The organism is Nocardioides caricicola, assembly GCF_039541135.1.
GTDB lineage: Bacteria > Actinomycetota > Actinomycetes > Propionibacteriales > Nocardioidaceae > Nocardioides > Nocardioides caricicola.
This window is the reverse complement of record NZ_BAABFQ010000005.1, coordinates 313,495-334,028: the sequence shown is the minus strand read 5'-3', so window position 1 is coordinate 334,028 and position 20,534 is coordinate 313,495. Positions and strand designations below refer to the sequence as shown.

The 20,534-nt window shown below is 68.9% G+C and carries 23 protein-coding genes; 10 read left to right on the top strand and 13 right to left on the bottom strand.

What is annotated here, in order from left to right; genetic code table 11:
* Positions 1 to 5 precede the first annotated feature (5 nt).
* The 7 genes from ABD875_RS09985 to ABD875_RS09955 all read right to left on the bottom strand — a co-directional run bounded on the left by ABD875_RS09985 (position 6) and on the right by ABD875_RS09955 (position 4,381).
* A complete protein-coding gene (locus tag ABD875_RS09985; protein WP_036196260.1) occupies positions 6 to 320 on the bottom strand; it encodes a hypothetical protein in 315 nt (104 codons plus the stop codon).
* On the bottom strand, positions 317 to 562 hold the full coding sequence (locus ABD875_RS09980; RefSeq protein ID WP_030485949.1) for a YgaP-like transmembrane domain: 246 nt from the start codon (positions 560 to 562) through the stop codon (positions 317 to 319). The genes ABD875_RS09985 and ABD875_RS09980 overlap by 4 nt, the downstream gene beginning before the upstream one ends.
* A gap of 167 nt (positions 563 to 729) precedes the next feature.
* A complete protein-coding gene (locus tag ABD875_RS09975) occupies positions 730 to 1,374 on the bottom strand; it encodes an ATP/GTP-binding protein (protein ID WP_345174160.1) in 645 nt (214 codons plus the stop codon).
* A gap of 11 nt (positions 1,375 to 1,385) precedes the next feature.
* Positions 1,386 to 2,030: a hypothetical protein gene (locus ABD875_RS09970; protein WP_030485947.1), complete on the bottom strand. Its 645-nt coding sequence runs from the start codon at positions 2,028 to 2,030 to the stop codon at positions 1,386 to 1,388.
* 42 nt (positions 2,031 to 2,072) lie between these two features.
* Complete coding sequence (locus ABD875_RS09965; protein ID WP_157210301.1) at positions 2,073 to 2,531, bottom strand: hypothetical protein; 459 nt, start codon at positions 2,529 to 2,531, stop codon at positions 2,073 to 2,075.
* 2 nt (positions 2,532 to 2,533) lie between these two features.
* Positions 2,534 to 4,072, bottom strand: a complete 1,539-nt coding sequence (locus tag ABD875_RS09960; RefSeq protein ID WP_345174135.1) for a multicopper oxidase family protein — start codon at positions 4,070 to 4,072, stop codon at positions 2,534 to 2,536.
* 63 nt (positions 4,073 to 4,135) lie between these two features.
* The gene (locus ABD875_RS09955; protein ID WP_206051916.1) at positions 4,136 to 4,381 is read right to left on the bottom strand and encodes an SHOCT domain-containing protein; all 246 of its coding nucleotides are present in this window, start codon (positions 4,379 to 4,381) and stop codon (positions 4,136 to 4,138) included.
* Positions 4,382 to 4,534: 153 nt separating this feature from the next.
* Between ABD875_RS09955 and ABD875_RS09950 the strand changes: the two genes are divergently transcribed.
* The 9 genes from ABD875_RS09950 to ABD875_RS09910 all read left to right on the top strand — a co-directional run bounded on the left by ABD875_RS09950 (position 4,535) and on the right by ABD875_RS09910 (position 14,183).
* The gene (locus tag ABD875_RS09950) at positions 4,535 to 5,302 is read left to right on the top strand and encodes a response regulator (protein ID WP_425411798.1); all 768 of its coding nucleotides are present in this window, start codon (positions 4,535 to 4,537) and stop codon (positions 5,300 to 5,302) included.
* Positions 5,299 to 6,423 (top strand): sensor histidine kinase, encoded by a 1,125-nt coding sequence (locus tag ABD875_RS09945; protein WP_300641921.1) that lies wholly within the window; start codon positions 5,299 to 5,301, stop codon positions 6,421 to 6,423. The genes ABD875_RS09950 and ABD875_RS09945 overlap by 4 nt, the downstream gene beginning before the upstream one ends.
* Before the next feature lie 131 nt (positions 6,424 to 6,554).
* Complete coding sequence (locus ABD875_RS09940) at positions 6,555 to 6,881, top strand: hypothetical protein (RefSeq protein ID WP_051707258.1); 327 nt, start codon at positions 6,555 to 6,557, stop codon at positions 6,879 to 6,881.
* Positions 6,874 to 7,818: a cytochrome c biogenesis CcdA family protein gene (locus tag ABD875_RS09935; RefSeq protein WP_313536282.1), complete on the top strand. Its 945-nt coding sequence runs from the start codon at positions 6,874 to 6,876 to the stop codon at positions 7,816 to 7,818. The genes ABD875_RS09940 and ABD875_RS09935 overlap by 8 nt, the downstream gene beginning before the upstream one ends.
* A 22-nt stretch (positions 7,819 to 7,840) precedes the next feature.
* Positions 7,841 to 8,464, top strand: coding sequence for a peroxiredoxin family protein (locus tag ABD875_RS09930; protein WP_345174097.1), 624 nt, complete (start codon positions 7,841 to 7,843; stop codon positions 8,462 to 8,464).
* 133 nt (positions 8,465 to 8,597) lie between these two features.
* Entirely contained in the window at positions 8,598 to 8,882 is a 285-nt protein-coding gene (locus tag ABD875_RS09925) for a metal-sensitive transcriptional regulator (RefSeq protein WP_179530457.1), read from the top strand.
* Positions 8,883 to 9,073: 191 nt separating this feature from the next.
* Positions 9,074 to 9,289, top strand: a complete 216-nt coding sequence (locus ABD875_RS09920; protein ID WP_030485937.1) for a heavy-metal-associated domain-containing protein — start codon at positions 9,074 to 9,076, stop codon at positions 9,287 to 9,289.
* Positions 9,290 to 9,342: 53 nt separating this feature from the next.
* Positions 9,343 to 11,688 carry a heavy metal translocating P-type ATPase gene (locus ABD875_RS09915; protein ID WP_345174085.1) on the top strand — a complete coding sequence of 782 codons (2,346 nt, stop codon included), beginning with the start codon at positions 9,343 to 9,345 and terminating at the stop codon, positions 11,686 to 11,688.
* Positions 11,685 to 14,183 (top strand): heavy metal translocating P-type ATPase, encoded by a 2,499-nt coding sequence (locus ABD875_RS09910; protein ID WP_051707256.1) that lies wholly within the window; start codon positions 11,685 to 11,687, stop codon positions 14,181 to 14,183. The genes ABD875_RS09915 and ABD875_RS09910 overlap by 4 nt, the downstream gene beginning before the upstream one ends.
* Before the next feature lie 109 nt (positions 14,184 to 14,292).
* Here the strand turns inward: ABD875_RS09910 and ABD875_RS09905 are convergent, their stop codons facing one another.
* The 6 genes from ABD875_RS09905 to ABD875_RS09880 all read right to left on the bottom strand — a co-directional run bounded on the left by ABD875_RS09905 (position 14,293) and on the right by ABD875_RS09880 (position 19,503).
* Positions 14,293 to 15,123 carry a DUF3152 domain-containing protein gene (locus ABD875_RS09905; RefSeq protein ID WP_345174069.1) on the bottom strand — a complete coding sequence of 277 codons (831 nt, stop codon included), beginning with the start codon at positions 15,121 to 15,123 and terminating at the stop codon, positions 14,293 to 14,295.
* A gap of 13 nt (positions 15,124 to 15,136) precedes the next feature.
* Positions 15,137 to 15,976: a F510_1955 family glycosylhydrolase gene (locus tag ABD875_RS09900; RefSeq protein ID WP_345174063.1), complete on the bottom strand. Its 840-nt coding sequence runs from the start codon at positions 15,974 to 15,976 to the stop codon at positions 15,137 to 15,139.
* Between the two features lie 74 nt (positions 15,977 to 16,050).
* Positions 16,051 to 16,617 carry a DUF305 domain-containing protein gene (locus ABD875_RS09895; protein WP_224280308.1) on the bottom strand — a complete coding sequence of 189 codons (567 nt, stop codon included), beginning with the start codon at positions 16,615 to 16,617 and terminating at the stop codon, positions 16,051 to 16,053.
* 84 nt (positions 16,618 to 16,701) lie between these two features.
* Entirely contained in the window at positions 16,702 to 17,172 is a 471-nt protein-coding gene (locus ABD875_RS09890; RefSeq protein ID WP_224280309.1) for a hypothetical protein, read from the bottom strand.
* A 388-nt stretch (positions 17,173 to 17,560) separates the two neighbouring features.
* Positions 17,561 to 18,913, bottom strand: coding sequence for a dihydrolipoyl dehydrogenase family protein (locus ABD875_RS09885; protein WP_224280310.1), 1,353 nt, complete (start codon positions 18,911 to 18,913; stop codon positions 17,561 to 17,563).
* A gap of 290 nt (positions 18,914 to 19,203) precedes the next feature.
* Positions 19,204 to 19,503 carry a DF family (seleno)protein gene (locus tag ABD875_RS09880; protein WP_224280311.1) on the bottom strand — a complete coding sequence of 100 codons (300 nt, stop codon included), beginning with the start codon at positions 19,501 to 19,503 and terminating at the stop codon, positions 19,204 to 19,206.
* 54 nt (positions 19,504 to 19,557) lie between these two features.
* On the opposite strand from ABD875_RS09880, the gene ABD875_RS09875 reads away from it, so the two are divergent.
* Positions 19,558 to 19,959, top strand: coding sequence for a MerR family DNA-binding transcriptional regulator (locus ABD875_RS09875; protein WP_224280312.1), 402 nt, complete (start codon positions 19,558 to 19,560; stop codon positions 19,957 to 19,959).
* Positions 19,960 to 20,534 lie beyond the last annotated feature (575 nt).

Sequence of the window (20,534 nt, the reverse complement as noted above, 5' to 3'; positions counted from 1 at the left end):
TCGTGCTACTTGTGGCCGTGACCGCCGTGCCCGCCGGGCATGGCGAACATCATGGCCGCCATCATCGCGGTGCACAGCAGAGCCGTGACGATGATGCCGGAACCTGCTACGCCGGTGAGGAAGAGCAGGCCGGCGATGGCGAGCATGGGGATGCAGCAGACGATCATCATCAGCCCGTGACCACCGTGCGCTCCGTGGGCGCCGCCGTCGGTCTCCTGTCCGGCGTGGTGGGGCTCGGTGGGTGTCGAGGGCTCTGGCTGGTAGGGCCATTGCTGGGAGTCGCGGAGGGATTCGCGGTCCATGCCGTTCGGGGTGCTCATGACGTCCTACCCTTCAGGGATGCGGGCACGTGGCCGAGCTTGGCGTAGAGCGGGCAGTGTCCGAGCGCTCCGGTGACGACCAGGTCGAGGCCTGCCAGTACGAGTAGCAGCTCGAGGACGACCGCCAAGGTGGAGGCGGCGCCGCCCAGCAGGAACGCGCCGGCGATCGCGGCGAGACCGCCGATGGCGACGCGAGCGACGCGTTCGGCGGGGGTGATGTTGATGCTCCAACGGTTACTCATGACTTCCTCCAACTTCGGTGGACCGCTGGTCTCCTCGGTCCACTTCGAGGGTCTCGCCGCGGGGTGAAGGTGACCGGCGCCGTCTTGTGAAGGTTCGCTGAAGAACCACGTGGCGTCGAAGTGCTCGGAGGGGCTGAAGGGCGGCGAGTCACCGCGGCGGCCACATGTCAGGTGGGAGGGAGGGTGGGTGCGGCGTTGAGGTCCAGGTGGCTGGCGCAGCAGGCAGGGAGCTCTTCTCGCAGCAGGTCCACGGTTCGGGTCGCCTTCTCGAGGAAGTCGCCGGTGGATGGGATGACGTGGCGATGGGGGTGGCGCTGCCAGGCCTCCAGGATGCGGGCGTCGACATCGGCCGCACGGAGGGCCGTCTCGGTCCGCAGCGGGTTCTGGTGGTTGTAGCCCTGGTCCGCGGTTGGCGTGCGTAGATGCAGCACTGTGTCGTACCGATGCAGCTCGGTGTCCAGCGTGGTGGCCGTCGAGGTCCAGAAGTCGCCCGGTGGCCCGGGCCAGTACGCGAGCCCGTCGACTGTGCCGCGGTCGCACAGCACGATTGCCGGATTGTGGGCGTCCCCGGTCGCCTCGAGTTCCTTCTGAACGTGGAAGATCGCCCGTTGCGCCGCGCGTCGACACTCCGCGTCGTCGTCGCGCGGGAACCCGCCACCGAAGACGATTCCTGCCGATTCCGGCAGGATCTTGACGTGTCGGCACAGCGAGCGGCGTACGAGTTCCAGGACGGCCGTCTTGCCCGCGCCCGGCCCGCCGGTGAGCAGAACCCGGCGGGGTACATGTGGGTGGTCGCACTCGCACTCGGCCATGACGCGCCTCCTTACGGGACGGGGAGGCGATCCGCAGCGTTGTGGCCGAGCCCCCACTTCTCCATCAGCGCGAGGACAGCGAGTCCCTCGTCGTGGATCTGCGCGTGGCGCAGCACCTGCCAGTGTGCGTGGAGATAGGCCTGGAGGTACTCCACGACGTGGTTCATGGGCACGGTTGTCCACGGATTGTGAGGTTCTACCTGGCCCGGTGTGCCGCCGAAGGCCACCACCCGGATCTCATGGCCGGCCCTGGTGGCTGCGCGGCCATGGTCGAGCAACCGACGCGAGACGTCTCGGGCCTCCTCGGCGGGGCAGCACCCGAACCGCGCGAGCGCGACCTCTAGTGTCGCCGGGTCGCGCAGAGCCGGGTTCAGTCGCGCACGACCTTCTTTGACCTCGCCGACGATCATGTCGGCTCGGCCAGTCGGCGCGCCGAGGGCCGGGTCGACCTCGGAGCTCAGGCGCTGGGGCACGGTTCCTGAGCGCCCGTGGATCAGGTCGTGGCCGGCACCGGGAAGGCGATAGGCCAGGACGTCGAGATCGGTGACGGTGCGCACCTGGCCGGCGCGCAGACTCTCCAGGACCGGGTGCTCGACGACGGTGAAGTAGCCATTGACGTGCAGGTAGGCCTGCACCAGGGCCACTGCGGTGTCCATGGGGACCTCCTCGGTGACTCGTGCCGTTGTCGTGAGGGCTCGTCAGTCGTGGTGGCCCTCGTGCTCGTCAGGGTCTGGGGTCTGCACGGGGGTGCGGTCCCGGTCCTGACTCGGATCGTCGTTGCTGATGGCCGGGCCGATGACGAACGCCGAGAGCGAGAACATCAGCGCGAACACGCCCAGAGCGAGGGCGGGGGCCTTCCAGGAGCCGAAGCGCCGGTAGAGGCGCCGAAGCAGGGGCAGGGAGAACACCAATCCCAGTACGGCGAACAGGACGTTGCCGGTGGCGCCGGTCACCAGTACCGCTCCTCCGAGGAGCCCGACGTGGTGCAGCAGGTGGGGAAGGAGGCCCATGATGCCGCCCACCACAGCGGTCACCGCACTCCAAGCGGTGGCCAGGACGCCCCGCCTCTGCGAAGTCTGGTTGGGGGTGCTTTCGGCGCGGGACTCGTCGAGGCGGTCGTCCGCTACCTCCCCGGCGGCAGCGTGGTGGTCGGACATCGTCACTCCTGTGCCTGGTAGGAAAGCGTGGTCATCATGCCGGTCTCGGCGTGGTAGATGTTGTGGCAGTGGGTCGCCCACTGTCCTGGGTTATCGGCTTCGAGGTCGACGTCGAGGGTCGCCATGGGGCGCACGATGACCGTGTCCTTGCGGGCTCCGCCGCCCCTCAGCGCGAAGGTGTGGCCGTGCGCGTGCATGGGGTGGAACATCATCGACTGGTTGACGAAGCGCAGCCGGACCCGCTCACCCTGAATCAACCGCAACGGGTCGGTGTCGGGGAAGGTCTTGCCGTTGATGGTCCAGCGGTAGGGCGCCATGGTGCCGCCCAGGACCAGGTCGTGGGTTCGGTCGGCCGACCGTCGGTCCAGGCGGGCCGACTCGACCGCCGACAGCGCCGTGCCGAGCAGTACCTTGCCCGACAGTTCGCGGACCTTGACGTCAGCCGTGGGCGGGCGACCGGCGCCGGTGCGGATCACAGCCAGCGCCTGGCCCTGTTTGCCCTCGGCCGAGGCAACCAACTCGAACACGCCGTCGCCGAAGGTGACGGTGGCGTCGAAGCGCTCGCCCATCCCGATCAGTAGCGCGTCGGTGGGCACCGGCACGACGGGGAAGCCGTCGCTGTGCGTGACGGTCATGCGGTGCCCACCGACGGCGACCCGGAACGCCGTGTCCGAGCCGGCGTTGACGAAGCGGATCCGAACGCGTTGACCCGGCTTAGCCGACAGCGTCGCCGGATCGGCGGCTGTCCGGCCGTTGAGCAGGTAGTACGGGTAGGTGATATCCCCGGCACCACCGAGCAGGGGCGACCGCATGACCTCCATCCCACCCATAGAGCCCATCGAGCCGTGGTCCATCCCCTCCATGCCCGTGCCGCCCATGTCGTGCATGCCGCCCATGGAGTCGTCGCCGCCGGCTTGTTGCAGGTCGGAAAGGACCTGGTCCGGGGTGCGGCCCGTCCCGTCGACCCAGTCGTCCAGGACGACGATCCACTCGGCGTCGTACTCACCGGGCTCCTGAGGGTCGTCGACGACCAGGACGCCGTACAGGCCGCGGTCCAGCTGAACTCCGGAGTGCGGGTGGTAGAAGTACGTGCCCGGGTGAGGTGCGGTGAACTCGTAGCGGAACGTCTCTCCCACGGCGATCGGATCTTGGGTGAGTCCGGGCACGCCGTCCATGTCGTTGCGCAGTGCGAGGCCGTGCCAGTGCACGCTCGTGGCGTCCGGGAGCTGGTTGGCGACGTCGACCCGGAGCACGTCTCCGGCGTCGACGCGGAGCAGCGGTCCCGGCGCGGTGTCGCCGTACGCCCACGTGCTCACGGTCTGGCCACCCAGGTCGAGGGTCACCGGCTGGGCCGTGAGGCGCGCGGTGACCACCCGAGCTCCGGGCTTCCGGCGCGCCGCCTCCGCCGCTGCTACCGCGTCGGCGGCGGGCCCGACCGCTGTGCCAGTGGACCGATTGCAAGCGGCGAGGCCGCCGAGGGCGGCCACGCCTGCGAGCCCGGCGGCCCCGCGAAGGACGGCGCGACGAGTGATCTCGGACAAGTGGGGGCTCCTGACTCAGGTTCGGCGAGAGGCGAGATGTGCGAGGCGGGAAGGGGCGAGCGGCTAGTGCACCGAGGCACGCAGCACACTGCTGCGGGCGTGGTACTCGTCTTCGTCGATCTCGCCTCGGGCGAACCGCTCGTCGAGGATCTGCATCGGGTCGCGGCGGTCCGGGGTGGACCCACCGGGGCGCTGCGTGCGGAACAGGGCGAGAACGGCAAAGACCACCAACGCCCAGAACGCGACCATGGCCACGGTCATGATGATCCAACCGCCCCAACCCATGCCGTCGTGGTACCAGCCCATCATCGTCCTCAGCTCCTTCGCTTGGCTTGGTGACTCCCACGATTGCCCGGACACCACTGTGTCCCGGTCGCGTTCATGTGAAGGTTCGCTGAAGAACGTGCCCTCGCCGGTGCTGACCTACGGCTGGCCGGGCAGCGGACTGAGACCATGGCGGGTATGGGCGAGGACGTCATGGACGAGAAGGCCGGCTCACCGGCAGGGGGTACCGCGGGTGGCCGCCCCCGAACCGGTCTCCGGGCGATGGTGGTCGAAGACGAGACGCAGCTGGCCGGACTCATCGGCAGCTACCTCGAGCGCGACGGCTTCGAGGTGGCGGTGGTTCATGACGGGCTCGAGGCGGTGGAGGCCGCCCGCGCCGTCGACCCGGACGTCGTGGTGCTGGACCTGGGTCTGCCCAGCCTGGACGGAATGGAGGTCTGTCGGCAGCTGCGCACCTTCTCCGATGCCTACGTGGTGATGCTGACCGCACGCAGCGAAGAGGTCGACACGCTCATCGGGCTCTCGGTGGGGGCTGATGACTACCTGACCAAACCGTTCAGCCCCCGGATCCTGATGGCCCGGATCCAGGCCATGCTTCGCAGGCCCCGTCCATCGGGAGCCTCGTCCGATGCCTTGGAAGGTGCTCGCACCTTCGGTGCCCTGGTCATCGATCCGCTGGGACGCGACGTATGGCTCGAGGAGGAACCAGTGGCGCTGACGCGCACCGAGTTCGACCTCCTCGCCGCCCTGTCCGAGCGACCCAGGATGGCGTTCAGTCGGCGCCAGCTCATCGACGCCGTCTGGGGACCCTCGTGGGTCGGTGACGAGCACCTGGTCGACGTGCACGTCGGCCACCTGCGCCGCAAGCTGGACGACGACGCCACTCAGGCCCGATTCATCCGGACCGTCCGTGGCGTCGGCTACCGGATGGGCACAGGGCAGTGACCAGCCCCCCACTCCTGGCGGACACGGTCCGTGCCCGGCCGCGGTTCGCCACTCGGCTCCTGGTCGCCCAGGCCCTGGTGCTGGTGGCCGGCGCCCTGACCACTTGGTTGGTCGCCTCCGTCGTCGGACCCAGCATCTTCAGCGACCACCTCCAGCAGGCCGGCGACACCCACACCGCCGAGGAGACTCGTCACGTGGAGGAGGCCTTCGCCTCGGCGCTGGTCCTTTCGGTCTCTCTGGCGCTGCTCGCCTCGGTCCTCGCGGCGCTGGCGGTCTCGTGGTACTTCAGCCGCCGGGTGCAGCGCTCGATCGGCAACGTGGCCGCCGCCGCAGCGGACATCGCCGCCGGACGGTACGACGCCCGGGTGCCCGACCCGGGACTGGGCGGCGAGTTCGCCTCCCTCGCACTGACCTACAACCGCCTCGCGGAGAGGCTCGAAGCGACCGAGTCGACTCGACGCAGCATGCTGGCCGACCTGGCCCACGAGATGCGCACGCCCCTGGCCACGATCGACGCGCACCTCGAGGCCGTCGAGGACGGCATCCGAGCCCTGGACGACGACACGCTCGGGGTGATCCGCGGCTCGACGGGCCGCCTGCGGCGCCTCGCCGAGGACATGTCCGCCGTCTCCCAGGCAGAGGAGGGGATCGACGTGACGCTGCGACCGATGGCCGCCGCTGACGTGGCTGCCGCGGCCGCCGACGTCGCCCGCGACCGGTACGCCGCCAAGGGGGTAGACCTGCGCACCGAGCTCGCCGATGCCGGCCAGGTCCGCGTCGACGCCGACCGGTTCGGACAGGTGCTCGGCAACCTGCTCGACAACGCCCTGCGCCACACTCCGGCGGGCGGGACCGTGACCCTGGGCTGCCGACGGATCGACCAGTGGGTGGAGTACCGCGTCGCCGACACCGGCCAGGGGGTGGCAGCCGAGCACCTGCCGCACCTGTTCGACCGGTTCTACCGTGCCGACTCCGCCCGCGACCGTGGCCATGGCGGCTCAGGCATCGGGCTGGCCATCGCCCGCGCCCTCGTCGAGGCACATGGCGGCGGTATCTCGGTGACCAGCGCCGGACCCGGACTCGGGGCCACGTTCACGGTACGGCTACCTGGCCTCCGGTAGGGCCTTCGGGCCCGGACATCCGGGGCCAATCGCCGGGCATCTTCAGCGAACCTTCACACAACCTCGCCACTTTTCCCCGAGCACCCCGTCGACGCTGGACCGTGTCGAACCAGCGCGCACGAGGGGAAGCCATGTCATCACCCACGCCGGCATTCGAGCCGCTCCGGATCACCGTCGTGGACAACGAGGCCTGCCACTTCTGCGAGGACGCCCAGCGGGCGCTTGCGACGCTGGCAGCCAGCTACCCGCTCGCGGTCGACACGGTAGCTGTGCGCAGCGAGGCCGGCCAGGCGCTGATGGCACGCCACCGCGCGCCGATGAGCCCCCTGGTTCTCCTCGACGGCACCTTCTTCAGCAGCGGACGTCTGCCACGACGCAAACTGGAGAAGCTCCTCAAGAGCAGGTACGGCGACGCACCGAGCACCGCCTCCGCGGCGAGGGGGGCCAACCATGGGTGACCTGCTGACAACTGGCTCGGTCCTCGCCGCGTTCTTCGCCGGAGGCGTCGCCCTGTTCGCACCGTGTTGCATCGTCTTCCTCGCCCCGTCCTATCTGGCGGTGGCGGTGAAGAATCGGCGGTGGCGACTGCTGCCGCTGACCTTCGTGTTCGCCGCCGGCCTCGCGCTCGTGCTCGTGCCGATCACGCTGGGCATGAGCCTGGTGGCCTCGACCATCGCGAACTACCACGCACCGCTGTACTACGCCGGCGGAGCATTGATGCTCGCGTTGGCGGGGCTCAGCCTGTCCGGTCGGATGGTCAGCCTGCCGTCCTTCCTGCGAGCCCCCGACACCACTCGCGGGGACTCGGCCAGCTTCTTCGCCCTCGGCGTCTTCTCCGGAATCGCCAGCTCCTGCTGCGCCCCGGTGCTCGCCGGGGTGATGACACTGTCCGCCCTGTCCGGTTCCGCTGTCGGCGGAGTGACGCTGGGACTGGCCTACACCTTCGGCATGGTGTTCCCGCTGTTCGTGATGGCCCTGTTCTGGGACCGCTTCCGGCTCGGCGAGCGGCGCTTCCTGCAGGCCAGGCCGGTCCGGCTGCGGCTGGCCGGCAAGGTGCTGGCCACCAACACCATCAACATCGCGGTCGCCGTCGCGTTCACGGTCATGGGTGGCTTCGTCATCTACCTGGCCAACACCGGCCAGATGACCGGTGGCCCCGGATTCCAGGTCTCCATCGGCAAGGGGCTGTCCGAGGTCCTCGCCCGCATCGAGACCTGGACCGACCCGGTCCCCGAGCCGGTGCTCGGACTCGCCGTGCTGGCCCTCGCCGCAGTCTTCGTCATCGCCACCCTGCGTGACCGACACCGACCGGACGCATCGACCGACGCGGACCCCGACGAGGATCCCGCCTGCCACGGCCCGGGCGTCGGCGCCCACCCCGACAACCACAGCTGACCCGGACCCTGGAGGAAACATCATGTCGCACAAGGCCGCCGAGCAAACCCGTAACGAACGCCGTCAGTGCGCGGAACAGGCCGCGCGGGCATCCGGTCGTCGCCGCCGCCTGCGCATCATGATCGGCACGGCCAGTGCATTGGCTCTGGTCGCCGCGGTGACAGCCATGATGCTCACCTCGCGCCCCGAGTCCTCCGACGCGATCCGCACCGCCCCCGAATTCACCCTCACCGACACCGGCGGCTCCGAACACACCCTGGCTCAACACCGCGGCGAGAACGTGCTCCTGTACTTCTCCGAGGGCGCCGGGTGCCAGTCCTGCATCGTCCAGATGGGCGAGATCGAGAAGCAAGCGGCAGCCTTCCAGAAGCTCGACGTCACCGTGCTGCCGATCGTGATGAACACCCGCGAGCAGATCACCGCCGACATGACCGCCAGCGGAGTCACCACACCGTTCCTGCTCGACGACGGCACGGTCTCCGAGGCCTACGGAACCCTCGGCAAAGGCATGCATGCCGGACTGCCCGGGCACAGCTTCGTGCTCATCGACAGGCAGGGCCGACAGCGCTGGTACGGCGAATACCCCTCCATGTGGCTGGCACCCCAGGACCTGCTCGACGAGATCCGCAGCAACCTCAGCGCCTGACCACCGAGGCAGAGCCGATCTCGATGAAGGTTCGATGAAGGTCTCTCCGGCCACCTTGTGGGAGTACCCCATGGGGGTATAGTCAACTGCGAAGGCAGACACCCCGTCCGGGTACAGGCAGAGGAGGGTCGCGATGGCAGCCGAACCGGGATACCTCACCGAGAAGCAGGCAGTGCTGACCCGGCTGCGCCGCATCGAGGGCCAGATTCGCGGCCTGCAGCGCCTGGTGGACGAGGAGCAGTACTGCATCGACATCCTCACCCAGGTCTCGGCGGCGACGAAGGCCCTCGAAGGCGTGGCGCTCGTTCTCCTCGACCAGCACCTCGAGCACTGCCTGACCCACGCCACCGACCCCGCCGAGGCCCAACAGAAGCTCAACGAGGCCTCCGCAGCGATCCGACGACTCGTCCGCTCATGACCGACCCGACCAACGAAGGAGCACCCATGCCCGCCCCACACACCAGCCACGAACTCCAGTTGGCCGACAGCCCCCCGAACGGCGGTGGCTGCGGCTGCGGAGGATGCGGCTGCGGCTCCAACACCGAGACCGGTAGTTCCACCGGCACCAGGATCGAATCGACCGCCACCGCCGCAACGAAGGGAAACGAAATGACCACGACCAGCTACGACGTGACGGGGATGACCTGCGGCCACTGCGCCAGCGCCGTCACCAGCGAGCTCAAGAGCCTGGACGGCGTCAGCGACGTCTCCGTCGACCTCGTCGCCGGCGGGACCTCGTCGGTCACCGTGACCAGCGCCCAGCCCCTCGATCGGGCGCAGGTCGCCGCAGCCCTCGACGAGGCCGGCGACTACCACCTCGCCTGACGGGCCAGGTCCCTCACGTCCGAAGCGCGATCCATCCCCCAGGAGGCACAGTCATGACCCAGCAGACCACCGCGTCCGACACCGTCAACGACATCGAGCTCGCCATCGGTGGGATGACGTGCGCCTCCTGCGCCGCGCGGATCGAGAAGAAGCTGAACAAGCTCGACGGCGTCAGCGCCACGGTCAACTACGCCACCGAGAAGGCCAAGGTCAGCTACCCGACAAACCTTAGCCCCGACGACCTCGTCACGGTGGTGGAGGCCACCGGCTACACCGCGACTGTGCCGGCCCGGGCGCCCAGCGGTGACGAGGGCGTGGCCACCACCGAGCCGGACGATCGGGACCGCGAGGCCGCGGGGTGGTGGCAGCGCCTGGTGGTATCGGCCGTGCTGACGGTGCCGGTGCTGGCCATGTCGATGGTCCCGGCGCTGCAGTTCGACAACTGGCAGTGGATCTCGCTGACCCTGGCCTCACCCGTCGTGGTCTGGGGTGCCTGGCCGTTCCACCGAGCCGCGGTGACCAACGCCCGTCACGGCGCCGCCACCATGGACACCCTGATCTCGGTCGGCGTCACCGCCGCCTGGCTGTGGTCGCTGTGGGCACTGCTGTTCACCCACGCCGGGATGACCGGGATGCGGATGCCGTTCGACCTCTTCCCCGACGGCGAGGCGGACGTCCACATCTACCTCGAAGTGGCGGCCGCGGTCACCACCTTCATCATCGCCGGCCGCTACTTCGAGGCCCGCGCCAAGCGCCAGTCCGGTGCGGCGTTGCGCGCCCTGCTCGACATGGGCGCCAAGGACGTCGCCGTCCTCCGTGGCGGCGCAGAGGTGCGCGTGCCCGTGAGCCAGCTGGCGGTCGGGGACCGGTTCATCGTGCGTCCGGGGGAGAAGGTCGCCACCGACGGTGTCGTCGAGGACGGCACGTCGGCCGTCGACGCCTCCATGCTCACCGGAGAACCAGTCCCGGTCGAGGTGGGCCCTGGCGATGTCGTCGTGGGCGCGACCGTGAACGCCGGCGGCCGGCTGGTGGTCCGGGCCACCCGCGTCGGAGCCGACACCCAGCTGGCCCAGATGGCACGGCTGGTCGAGGATGCCCAGAACGGGAAGGCTCAGGTCCAGCGCCTCGCAGACCGGGTGTCGGCGGTCTTCGTTCCCATCGTGATCGCCCTCTCACTGGCCACACTCGCCGGTTGGCTGCTGACCGGCCACAGCGTCACCGCGGCGTTTACCGCCGCAGTGGCGGTCCTGATCATCGCCTGCCCCTGCGCCCTCGGGCTGGCCACACCCACCGCACTGCTCGTCGGCACCGGCCGCGGCGCCCAGCTCGGCGTGCTCATCAAGGGCCCCGAGGTGCTCGAGTCCACCCGGATCGTCGACACCATCGTCCTGGACAAGACCGGCACTGTGACCACCGGGCGCATGGAGCTGATCGCCGCCGAGCCCACCGAAGGTGTCGACACCGACGACCTGCTCCGGCTGGTCGGCGCTCTCGAGAACGCCTCGGAACACCCGATCGGTCAAGCTATCGCCACCGGCGCCAGCCAACGCCTCGACGCGCAGCTGCCTGACGTCGAGGGATTCACCTCGACCCAAGGCCTCGGCGTCGCCGGGGTGGTCGACGGCCACGCGGTCGTGGCGGGTCGGCCCGGCTGGCTCGCCCAGGAGTGGAGCCAGCCCCTCGCCCCGCGCCTGGCACAGGTGGTCGATGCGGCCGAGCAGGAAGGCCGGACCGTGATCGCCGCCGGCTGGGACGGCGCAACCCGCGGCGTGCTGGTCGTCTCCGACGCCATCAAGCCCACCAGTGCCCAGGCCGTGGCCGAGCTCAAGGAGCTCGGACTCAGGCCGGTGCTGCTCACCGGAGACAACGAACGCGCCGCCCGCGCGGTCGCCGCCGAGGTGGGCATCGACGAGGTCATCGCCGAGGTCCTTCCGGCCGACAAGGTCGCCGTCGTCGAACGTCTCCAGCGTGAGGGCCGGACGGTGGCGATGGTCGGGGACGGCGTCAACGACGCCGCCGCACTGGCGACCTCCGACTTGGGCATCGCTATGGGCACCGGCACCGACGTGGCCATCGAGGCGTCCGACCTCACCTTAGTTCGCGGCGACCTGCGCGCGGCCGTCGACGCGATCCGGTTGTCCCGCCGCACCTTGCGGACGATCAAGGGCAACCTGTTCTGGGCCTTCGCCTACAACGTCGCGGCGCTGCCTCTGGCCGCGCTCGGCTTGCTCAACCCGCTGATCGCCGGTGCCGCGATGGCGTTCTCCTCGGTGTTCGTGGTGTCCAACAGCCTGCGGCTGCGTCGGTTCCAGGCCGTCTCCACGCAATCGACCGAGGCGCCACACCTCGAGCACGACTCGACCAGGACCAACCCTTCCAAGGTGGAGGCAGGACGATGACCACCCACCAGCACCCCGCCGGCCGCCACGACGCGGACGCGCACCGTGACGGCGCCGCCACCGCTGTCCTCGAGGTTTCCGGCGTTCAATGGGCGACCAGCAAGAACGTCGCGGAGGCGGTGCTGTCACGCCAGCTTGGCGTGCTCTCCGTCGACGCCAACCCGGTCGCCCAGACCGCCACCGTCACCTACGACCCGAACCGCACCAGCATCAGCGAGCTGCGGGACTGGGTCCGGGAGTGCGGCTTCCACTGCGCCGGGCAGTCTGTCCCCAGTCACGTGTGCGACCCGATGCTCGAACCAGGTCATGACCACCACGCTGGCCACGCTCAGCAGGCCGCGCATGGCGAGCATGGCGAGCACGACCCGCATGACAGCCACGACAAACACGCCGGCCCCGCCGGCCCGGCATCGCCCGTCTCGTCACCGCACGACGCGATGGGCCACGGCGGACACGGCTCGATGTCGATGGCCGACATGGTCCGCGACATGCGCAACCGGTTCCTGGTCGCCGTGCTGCTCGCCGTACCCGTCTCTCTGTACTCGCCGATGGGGCGCGACATGCTCGGCTTCGACGCGGCCGCCCCGTTCGGGATGCGCGATGACATTTTCGCCCTGATCCTGTCGCTGCCGGTCATCTTCTACTCCGCCTGGATCTTCTTCGACGGCGCCTGGCGAGCACTCCGAGCCAGGACCCTGGACATGATGGTGCTGGTGGCCGTAGCGGTCGGCGCCGGCTGGCTCTACTCCCTCGGAATCACCCTCACCGGTGGCGGCGAGGTCTTCTACGAGGCCGCGGTCATGCTCACCGCATTCGTGCTGCTCGGCCACTGGTTCGAGATGCGAGCACGAGGCGGCGCCAACGACGCCATCCGCACCTTGCTGGACCTGGCCCCTCCGATGGCGACCGTGCTCCGCGAGGGCGAACCCGTCGAGGTCCCCACCTCTGAGGTCCAGGTCGACGACCTGCTCCTCATACGGCCCGGGGCGAAGATCGCCACCGACGGCACCGTCGAAGAGGGCGAGTCGGAGGTCGACGAGTCCATGGTCACCGGCGAGAGCCTCCCGGTGCACAAGGCACCCGGCGACCAGGTCATCGGCGCTACTGTCAACGCCAGCGGCACTCTTCGAGTGCGCGCCACGAAGGTGGGTGCCGACACCGCACTGGCCCAGATCGTCGCACTGGTGCAGCAGGCCCAGAACTCCAAGGCTCCCGGACAACGGCTCGCCGACAAGGCCGCGTTCTGGCTGGTCCTGGTCGCCCTCGTCGGAGGAGTCGGGACCTTCCTGGTCTGGCTGGCGGCCGGCGCGAGCGTGCAGACCGCGCTGCTGTTCGCCATCACGGTCGTCGTCATCACCTGCCCCGACGCCCTCGGCCTGGCCACCCCGACGGCGATCATGGTGGGGTCCGGTCTCGGGGCGAAGCGCGGGATCCTGTTCAAGAACGCGACCGCGATCGAGTCCTCCGCGCGCATCGACACCGTCGTGTTCGACAAGACCGGCACTCTCACCAAGGGCGAACCCGAGGTCACCGACGTAGTGGTCGGCGACTTCGATCACGACCGGGTGCTGGCCCTCGCCGGTGCCCTCGAGCGCGAGTCCGAGCACCCGCTCGCCCACGCCGTCGTGCGGTACGTCGACGCCACCGATGTCCCGCGCCTGCGTGCCACCGGGTTCCGCAACGTCACCGGCATCGGCGCCCTCGCCGAGGTCGACGGCCACCAGGTGGCTATCGGCAACCGACGCCTCATGGAGTCGGGGGGCATCACCATCGGTGATCTCGGCGCGCGGCGCGACGAGATCGCCTCCGGAGGCCGCACGGCGGTTTTCGTCGCCGTCGACGGTCGAGCCGTCGCCGTGCTCGGCATTGCCGACGCGGTCCGCGAGACCTCGGCTGCCGCGATCGCGGCGCTCCACCAGGCGGGCATCAGGGTGGCCATGCTGACCGGCGACAACCGCGCCACTGCCGAGCGGATCGCCGAGGAACTGGGAATCGACGACGTCATCGCCGAGGTGCTGCCCGAGGACAAGGCGCACCAGGTTCAGCAGCTGCAGGCGCAGGGCCGCACCGTGGCAATGGTGGGCGACGGCGTCAACGACTCGCCCTCGCTCGTGCAGGCAGACGTCGGGATCGCAGTCGGCGCGGGCACTGACGTCGCGATCGAAGCCGCGGACGTCGTCCTCATGCGGTCCGACCCGCTGGACGTGCCGGTGGCGCTGACGATCGGCCGGGGCACGCTGCGCAAGATGCGCCAGAACCTCGGCTGGGCGGTGGGCTACAACGCGATCGCGCTCCCCATCGCGGCAGGCGTGTTCGAGCCCGCCTTCGGCTTGGTGCTGAGGCCGGAGGTCGCGGCTTTGTCGATGTCGGGGTCCAGCTTCTTGGTGGCGGTCAACGCGCTGTTGCTGAAGCGGCTTCGGCTGCCGGTTCAGCCGGTCGCCTCGTCGGATTCAACGGCTTCGATGGGAGCTGTGGAGCACGCGGGGCATGAGTAGGGGTGTCATCGCCAAGGTCCTTGGGTTGGGATTCAGCATCTGCTCGGGGCCGTGAGGGCCAGGCTCCTCTATGGACCCCCGCACGTCTCCGGTCCGACCAGAAGGTGGATCAGTGCCCGACGAGGTCCACGCGGGCGGGCCACGGGTTTGGTTTGCAGCCGTCCAGGCCCTTGGTCTGTTGCAGCATCACTGGCGCGATCTCGCCAGGTCCGGGACAGCCGACGTGGGGATAGCCCAAGGCGTGGCCCGTCTCGTGGTTGATGACGTAGCGTCGATATGCCACAAGGTCACCGGCGTAGCCGTCTGCACCGAACTGCCACCGCCAGGCGTTGAGGACGACGTCGTCACCGTTGCGGCAGGACAGCCGTCCGTCGGTGTCGAGTGGTGCACAGAGTTGATCGGCCGTCTCCGGGGTGGCCAGGACGATGCGGAGGTCGGCATGGCCTTCGACGCGGACGAGCGTGTGTCGCGTCGCCCAGCCGCGCTGATCAGACAGGGTGGCTTCGACCAGCCGCGCCACATCCACGGTGCTGAAGGGCAGGCCCTGCTCGACCTCGACCCGGTAGGTCACCCCGTCCTGCGGCCCGAGCAGTGATGCGGCGGCGACTTCGAAGGTGCCGGGGCCGCGTTCCGGAATTTGAGTGGCGGGGGAGGGGGGCCCACTCGGATCTGGGTCACGATCTCGACCGACCGCGACCTCACCGTCTGGTCGCTCGCCCTTGAGAGTCGGGTCAGGGTGCGGCGCGGACGGTGGCGGGGACGCAACTGTAGTGTGGCGGCCCGCCTCCCCGGTGTTCGTTGCGCCGGGGATGAGGAACGCGGCGGGCACAGCCACGGCGGCGGTCGTTGCCAGCACCGCCAGGCCGGTGAGCCCTCTCGTGGCACGCCGCGGCGCGCGATGGGAACCCGCGCGTCGATGCGTGGCTCTGCGGTTACTCATCGTCCCTGGACGATCACAGGACGCGGGTCCATGTGTCGCCGTCATCGGTGGACCGGTAGACGGCCGTTTCGGTCGCGGCGAACCAGCCCTGGGCGCTGATGGTGAATGCGGCCGGTTGGCCCTCGATTGAGCCGACCTCGCGCCAGGTTCGGCCGGTGTCGGTGCTGACCCGGACGACGCCGTCGGGGTCGATACCGGCCAGGTTCCCGTCCGGAGTGGTGTCGAGGTACATCGTGCTCGGACCGCCGAGTTCTCGGGTCTCCCCGGAGATGGCGTCGATGCTGTGGAGTTGGCCGTTGCCGTCGGTCGCGATCAGCGCGACGCTCCCATCGACCGCCGCGACGCTGATCAGCGGACCTTGGAACACCTCGTCGAAGTTCTTCCGGTCCACGGTTCGCAGCAGGCGGCCGGAGGTCGCGTCGTATGCGTAGAGGGCGTCGCCGGCGGGTTCGAGGATGTGAAAGTCCGCCTCGCCCTGGAGGGCGAGGGCCGTCCACGTCTCTCCGGCGTCGGTGGACTCGATCAGGCCCAGGTGAGCGGGCAGGTCCTCGCGGAGGTCCGGGTGGCCGCTGCCGAGGAAGTGGCCCGGGCCGACGACGGTGAACGCCATCGTGTCCTGATACCGGTCTGCGACCCGGCTCGGCTGGCCGCTCTGGTCGACGTGGAACAGGCCGAAGTGGGTGGCGACGTAGAGGCTGTCGTCGGCCGGGTCGACGCCGAGACCGTGGATGTGGCCGACGCTCGTTTCCTCATCGGCGGGCGGTGTTGTCGCTGGGGTGTCCTTGGCGCAGCCGCCCGAGAGGAGCGCGGCGCCGAGGAGGATGCCTGTGAGGGCGATGTGGGGTCGGTACATGAGGGCGGCTCCGAGGTGAGGATGGGTGCCGGGCAGGCGCACTAGCTTTGTCCTGCCCGGCACCAGGGACGAGATTAGGACTTCAGCAGGTCCTGCATTGTCTGGATCTCCTCCGCCTGTGTCGTCTCGATCTCCTTGGCCATGTCGACGGCATCGGGGAACTCGCCCTCGGACTGCTCGGTCTTGGCCATCTCGATCGCACCCTCGTGGTGCTCGATCATCATGGTGAGGAACATCTGGTCGAACTCCGCGCCGGAGGCCGCCTCGAGGTCGGCCATCTCGTCCTCGGTCATCATTCCGCCCATGTCGTCGGACGACATGTCGCCGTGATCCATGCCCGACATGCCCTCATCGGGGACGTCCTCGCCCCAGGACTCCAGCCAGCCGGTCAGAGTCTCGATCTCGGGGCCTTGGGCTGCCTCGATGTCGGTGGCGAGGTCCTTGACCTCCTGGCTTTCAGCGCGTGATTCGGCGAGGTCGGCCATCTCGATGGCCTGCTGGTGGTGGGGGATCATCTCCTGGGCGAAGGTGACGTCGGCGTCGTTGTGCCCGCCAGCGGTGTCAGTGTCGTCTTCGTTGCCACAGGCGGTGAGGGTGAACAGCGAGGCCGTCACGACGGCGGTGATCAGCGACTTGCGCATGAGTGTTTCTCCATCTGTGTGATCAGTGTCTGGGGAGGCGAAAGCCCCGAGTCGCCCGGGTCGGGCGCTCGTGGCGGACGCCTGTCAGCAGCGGATCACACAGAGCATGCGGAGGCCTGGCGGGTCACGGTCTCGCCCGATGAGCCGCAAGGGCTGCCACGCGGGCAGCATGGTGCGGGCGATGCGGACGCCGCGACGTGCGAGCAGCAGGGCGATCCCCAGCAGTAGGAGGCCGGCCAGCACGGCTAGGCAGAGCCCAAGAAGCCCCGCACCGTTCTCGCCGACGGGCTCCTCAGAGCTCATTCCCGCTGGGTGGCCCGCGACGATCGGTTCGGGGGTATCCGGCTCATTGGCAGCCGGCCCGGAGTGGTCATGGCTGATGGCGCCGCTCGCGGCGATCATGGCGATTGCGCTCTGGGATGTGGCTCCCACGGAGTGAGCGCCGGTGTGGGAGCCCCAGCCGTGCATCGACAGAAGGCCGAACAGTGCGACGGCAACCGCGACCAGCGCGTAGCGCGGCCCGCGTGTCCCGGTCGGTGCTCGGAGATCCTGCATGAGCTCGATCTTAGGCAGCCGCTGGTGCATGGTCGTGGGGCGGTTACGGTCGAGGTCACCATTCCAATCCGAAGGCGCAGGGAGATGGATCAGCACCGGATCTGCCGGGGCGGTGTTCCGATTGGGCCGGAGGAGATCCGAATCCGGCCTCATGGTGAAGCGCGGAGTCGACACAGGTCGAGATCTCATCCGCATACCCGTGCCGGAAGCTCCCGAACGCGCCGCCCTTCGGCTCGACCTGGGAACTCCCGACCCAGGTCGTGACTCCGGTCAGCCAGCCGCCGTACCGTGCGGCCGCCAACGCGCTGAGGAATTGCGTCACAAGCCTGGACCCACCGGAACGGCGCTTGGAGGTGTGGCCCACAGGGCGGCGTGGCGTGCAAGGGAACTACAACATTGAGCCCAAGTCGGACCCTACGGTGGGGTAGGCGGCTGTCGCGGACTTCAGTTGACGGGTGGTGAGGCCGACCTTGATGGCCAGGCCGAGAGTGTTGATCAGCTCCCCGTACTCGTGTCCTAGCAGGTGGGCTCCGACGACCTGGTCGGTTGACTGGTCGATGAGGATCTTCGTCGCAGCGGTGGTTGCGCCGATCCGGTAGTTGGAGTACCAGCCGCTGGTGTCGGAGTAGCGGATGGCGAGATCGATGCCCTCCTGGCGGGCTTCGGATTCCAGCATGCCGACGCGGGTGAGTTCAGGGATGGTGAAGACCGCCGTGGGCACGCCGGCGTAGTCCGGGGTCGTGGTGGTGCCCTTGATCATGTTGGAGGCGGCGACCTTGGCCTCCGAAACCGCGACCGGTGTGAGCGGCATCCCGGCGGTGTCAGCGGAGTCGCCTGCGGCCCAGACGGCCGGGTTGGTCGTGCTTTGGAGGTAGTCGGCGACGTGGATGCCGTGCTCGCCCCATTCGACCCCGGCGGCGTCGAGGCCGAGGTCTGCCAGGTCCGCGACTCGGCCGGCGCCGTGGACGACGAGGTCGGTCTCGATGGTCTCCTGGGCGCCGTCGTGCTCGAGTGCGACTCGGTAGCCGGTGTCGGACTGGTGCAGGTTCACGACGCTGGTGCGTCGGCGCAGGTCGATGCCGACTTCCCGGCCGTGGTCGACCAGGAGCTCGACGAGGTCGGGGTCGAAGCCCTTCAATGGACGCTCGCCGCGGTCGATGATCGTTGCTGCGCTGCCGGCGCGTGCGGCTATGTGGGCGAACTCGAATGAGATGAAGCCGCCTCCGACGAACAGGATCCGAGAAGGCAGTTCCTCGAGATCCAGGAAGTCGGTGCTGTCGATCAGATGCTGGTGGCCCGGGAACTCCAGGGGACGTGGTCGCGCACCGGTGGCGACCAGGAGGCGGTCGGCGTCGTAGACGGTGCCGTCGATCTCGAGCTGGCGAGGACCGGTAAACCTCGCCCGGCCGTGCAGGGTGGTGACGCCGCTGCGGGTCAGGCCGTCCTCCATGCTCTGGGGGACCGGGTCGGTGAAGCCGTGTTTGTGCTTCATCAAGTCCGCCCAGTTGATCGACAACCCGTCGCTGTTGATGCCCTTGCCGCTCAGCAGGCGGGCACTCTCGATGACCTCGGCGCCGCGTCGCAGGATCTTCTTGGGATCGCAGCCCCGCAAGGCGCACGTGCCGCCGTAAGGGAGTGAGTCGACGATGGCCACTTCCCACCCTTGGGCTGCGCACTTGTTCGCGGCGGCGACTCCGGCCATGCCGGCGCCGATCACGATCAGGTCGAAGTGCTGGCTCATGCGGTGTTCTCCTTGACTGTCAGGTCGGTGGAGCTGTCAGCGTTCTGTGCGGGTGAGGTGTCCGTGTGCACGGTCGGTCTCGGGCTATGGCTCGGACGATTGCGTCGCCGGCCTCGGACCCACCGTGCCCATCCGGGCAGCGGCGAGCACGAGCCCAGATCAGCACCCAGTTCTGCAGGGACCAGCTGGCGATGGCGCCGGCGATCCCCAGCGACAACAGGACCGGCAGGCCGCAGCAGAGGCCGATGGCGTCGGCCGTTGCCGCGATGGGGCCGATGGTGGTGATGCGGTCACGCATCGGCCAGGACCGCCCGTAGTTGCTCGAGGGTCGGTGCGCCTTGGAATCCATCCGGCGTGCGGTAGCGGCGGCAGGTCAGGCCGACCTCGGAGTCGGGCTCGGCGAAGACGTCGACGCCGTCGACCTGGATGCTCGGGGAGCCGTGGAAGCCGGTGCGCTCGGCCTCCGCCGGAGTCTCGACAAGATGGCGAGTCAAGCGGACGTCGCCGCGCTCCGACGCAACGACGCGGAGTCGTTCGTCCGCCACCTTCCAATTCGGGCAGTCCTCGAAGTAGAGCAGCGTGATGTCCATAGCCGTCACGTTAAACCTTGATCCATGGTGCAAGGTCAAGCGTAAAGTGAGACCATGCGCATTGGAGAGGCTGCCGAGGCGGCGGGCGTAGCGGCACAGACCATCCGCTTCTACGAGCGGCGTGGCCTGCTTCCCCAGCCACCGCGGGGTCCCAACGGTTACCGGGACTACGACGCCTCGGTCCTCAACCGGCTCGCATTTATCCGCAGCGGCCAGGCGGCTGGTCTCACCCTGGTCGAGGTGGCCAGCATCCTCGAGCTGCGTCGAGACGGCGCCGTCCCGTGCTCGCACGTCCAATCCCTGCTCGTGACCAAGCGGGAAGGCATCCGGGCCCGGCAACGCGAGCTCGCCGCGCTCGAAGCGGAGATTGAGGGGCTCATCAGCCGCAGTGACCGGCTTGATCCTGCTGACTGCACCGACACCAAGATCTGTCACATCATCGTGCGAGACACGTGAGGCAAGGGTCGAGGTTGTAGGGCGGGGAGTTCGCAGGTGTCCATCATGGCGGCAGTGACGCCTGCATCCGGGGGACGTCGGTGATCGTCCCGTTGACGTCGGCGGTGGGCTGCGCGCCAGGGTGCGAGCGGCCTGGCAGCTGTAGGGGCCGCAGGCACCCAGATGAAGCACTTCGTCCACTACTGCGCCGTCGCCTCGTAATGGTGTGCGCTGCGAGGTGCCTGGACGGGCAACCACCACTTGGCCGCCGCTCGACCAACCGCCGTTCGGCCGCACCAGTGGGTCCGACTGCGATTCGAGCCACGCCGCGCTTATGTCCCGAAAACGTCAGCGCAAGCCGTCTGATCTGAGCACATAGCGTCAAGAAGATCTGGATTCGGCGCGCTGGGTTTTGCGCGTCTGCGCAGGTCAGAGCACACATCGGCAAGTGCGGTCAAAGGATCCAGCGGCGGAACGCACACACGCTGGAGGTCCAGAGGTCGCAGGTTCAAATCCTGCCCCCGCTACAGAGAAATCCTGCGATCGCCGGATTGAGACAAAAGCCGCCCAGACTCATCTGGGCGGCTTTTGTCGTC

Coding starts and splice junctions, on each gene's coding strand:
- ABD875_RS09885 (WP_224280310.1), bottom strand. CDS start 18,913: ATGAGCCAGCACTTCGACCTGATCGTGATCGGCGCCGGCATGGCCGGA.
- ABD875_RS09910 (WP_051707256.1), top strand. CDS start 11,685: ATGACCACCCACCAGCACCCCGCCGGCCGCCACGACGCGGACGCGCAC.
- ABD875_RS09950 (WP_425411798.1), top strand. CDS start 4,535: ATGGGCGAGGACGTCATGGACGAGAAGGCCGGCTCACCGGCAGGGGGT.
- ABD875_RS09895 (WP_224280308.1), bottom strand. CDS start 16,617: ATGCGCAAGTCGCTGATCACCGCCGTCGTGACGGCCTCGCTGTTCACC.
- ABD875_RS09965 (WP_157210301.1), bottom strand. CDS start 2,531: ATGTCCGACCACCACGCTGCCGCCGGGGAGGTAGCGGACGACCGCCTC.
- ABD875_RS09955 (WP_206051916.1), bottom strand. CDS start 4,381: ATGATGGGCTGGTACCACGACGGCATGGGTTGGGGCGGTTGGATCATC.
- ABD875_RS09905 (WP_345174069.1), bottom strand. CDS start 15,123: ATGAGTAACCGCAGAGCCACGCATCGACGCGCGGGTTCCCATCGCGCG.
- ABD875_RS09940 (WP_051707258.1), top strand. CDS start 6,555: ATGTCATCACCCACGCCGGCATTCGAGCCGCTCCGGATCACCGTCGTG.
- ABD875_RS09890 (WP_224280309.1), bottom strand. CDS start 17,172: ATGCAGGATCTCCGAGCACCGACCGGGACACGCGGGCCGCGCTACGCG.
- ABD875_RS09900 (WP_345174063.1), bottom strand. CDS start 15,976: ATGTACCGACCCCACATCGCCCTCACAGGCATCCTCCTCGGCGCCGCG.
- ABD875_RS09915 (WP_345174085.1), top strand. CDS start 9,343: ATGACCCAGCAGACCACCGCGTCCGACACCGTCAACGACATCGAGCTC.
- ABD875_RS09875 (WP_224280312.1), top strand. CDS start 19,558: ATGCGCATTGGAGAGGCTGCCGAGGCGGCGGGCGTAGCGGCACAGACC.
- ABD875_RS09930 (WP_345174097.1), top strand. CDS start 7,841: ATGTCGCACAAGGCCGCCGAGCAAACCCGTAACGAACGCCGTCAGTGC.
- ABD875_RS09880 (WP_224280311.1), bottom strand. CDS start 19,503: ATGGACATCACGCTGCTCTACTTCGAGGACTGCCCGAATTGGAAGGTG.
- ABD875_RS09935 (WP_313536282.1), top strand. CDS start 6,874: ATGGGTGACCTGCTGACAACTGGCTCGGTCCTCGCCGCGTTCTTCGCC.
- ABD875_RS09975 (WP_345174160.1), bottom strand. CDS start 1,374: ATGGCCGAGTGCGAGTGCGACCACCCACATGTACCCCGCCGGGTTCTG.
- ABD875_RS09920 (WP_030485937.1), top strand. CDS start 9,074: ATGACCACGACCAGCTACGACGTGACGGGGATGACCTGCGGCCACTGC.
- ABD875_RS09980 (WP_030485949.1), bottom strand. CDS start 562: ATGAGTAACCGTTGGAGCATCAACATCACCCCCGCCGAACGCGTCGCT.
- ABD875_RS09985 (WP_036196260.1), bottom strand. CDS start 320: ATGAGCACCCCGAACGGCATGGACCGCGAATCCCTCCGCGACTCCCAG.
- ABD875_RS09970 (WP_030485947.1), bottom strand. CDS start 2,030: ATGGACACCGCAGTGGCCCTGGTGCAGGCCTACCTGCACGTCAATGGC.
- ABD875_RS09925 (WP_179530457.1), top strand. CDS start 8,598: ATGGCAGCCGAACCGGGATACCTCACCGAGAAGCAGGCAGTGCTGACC.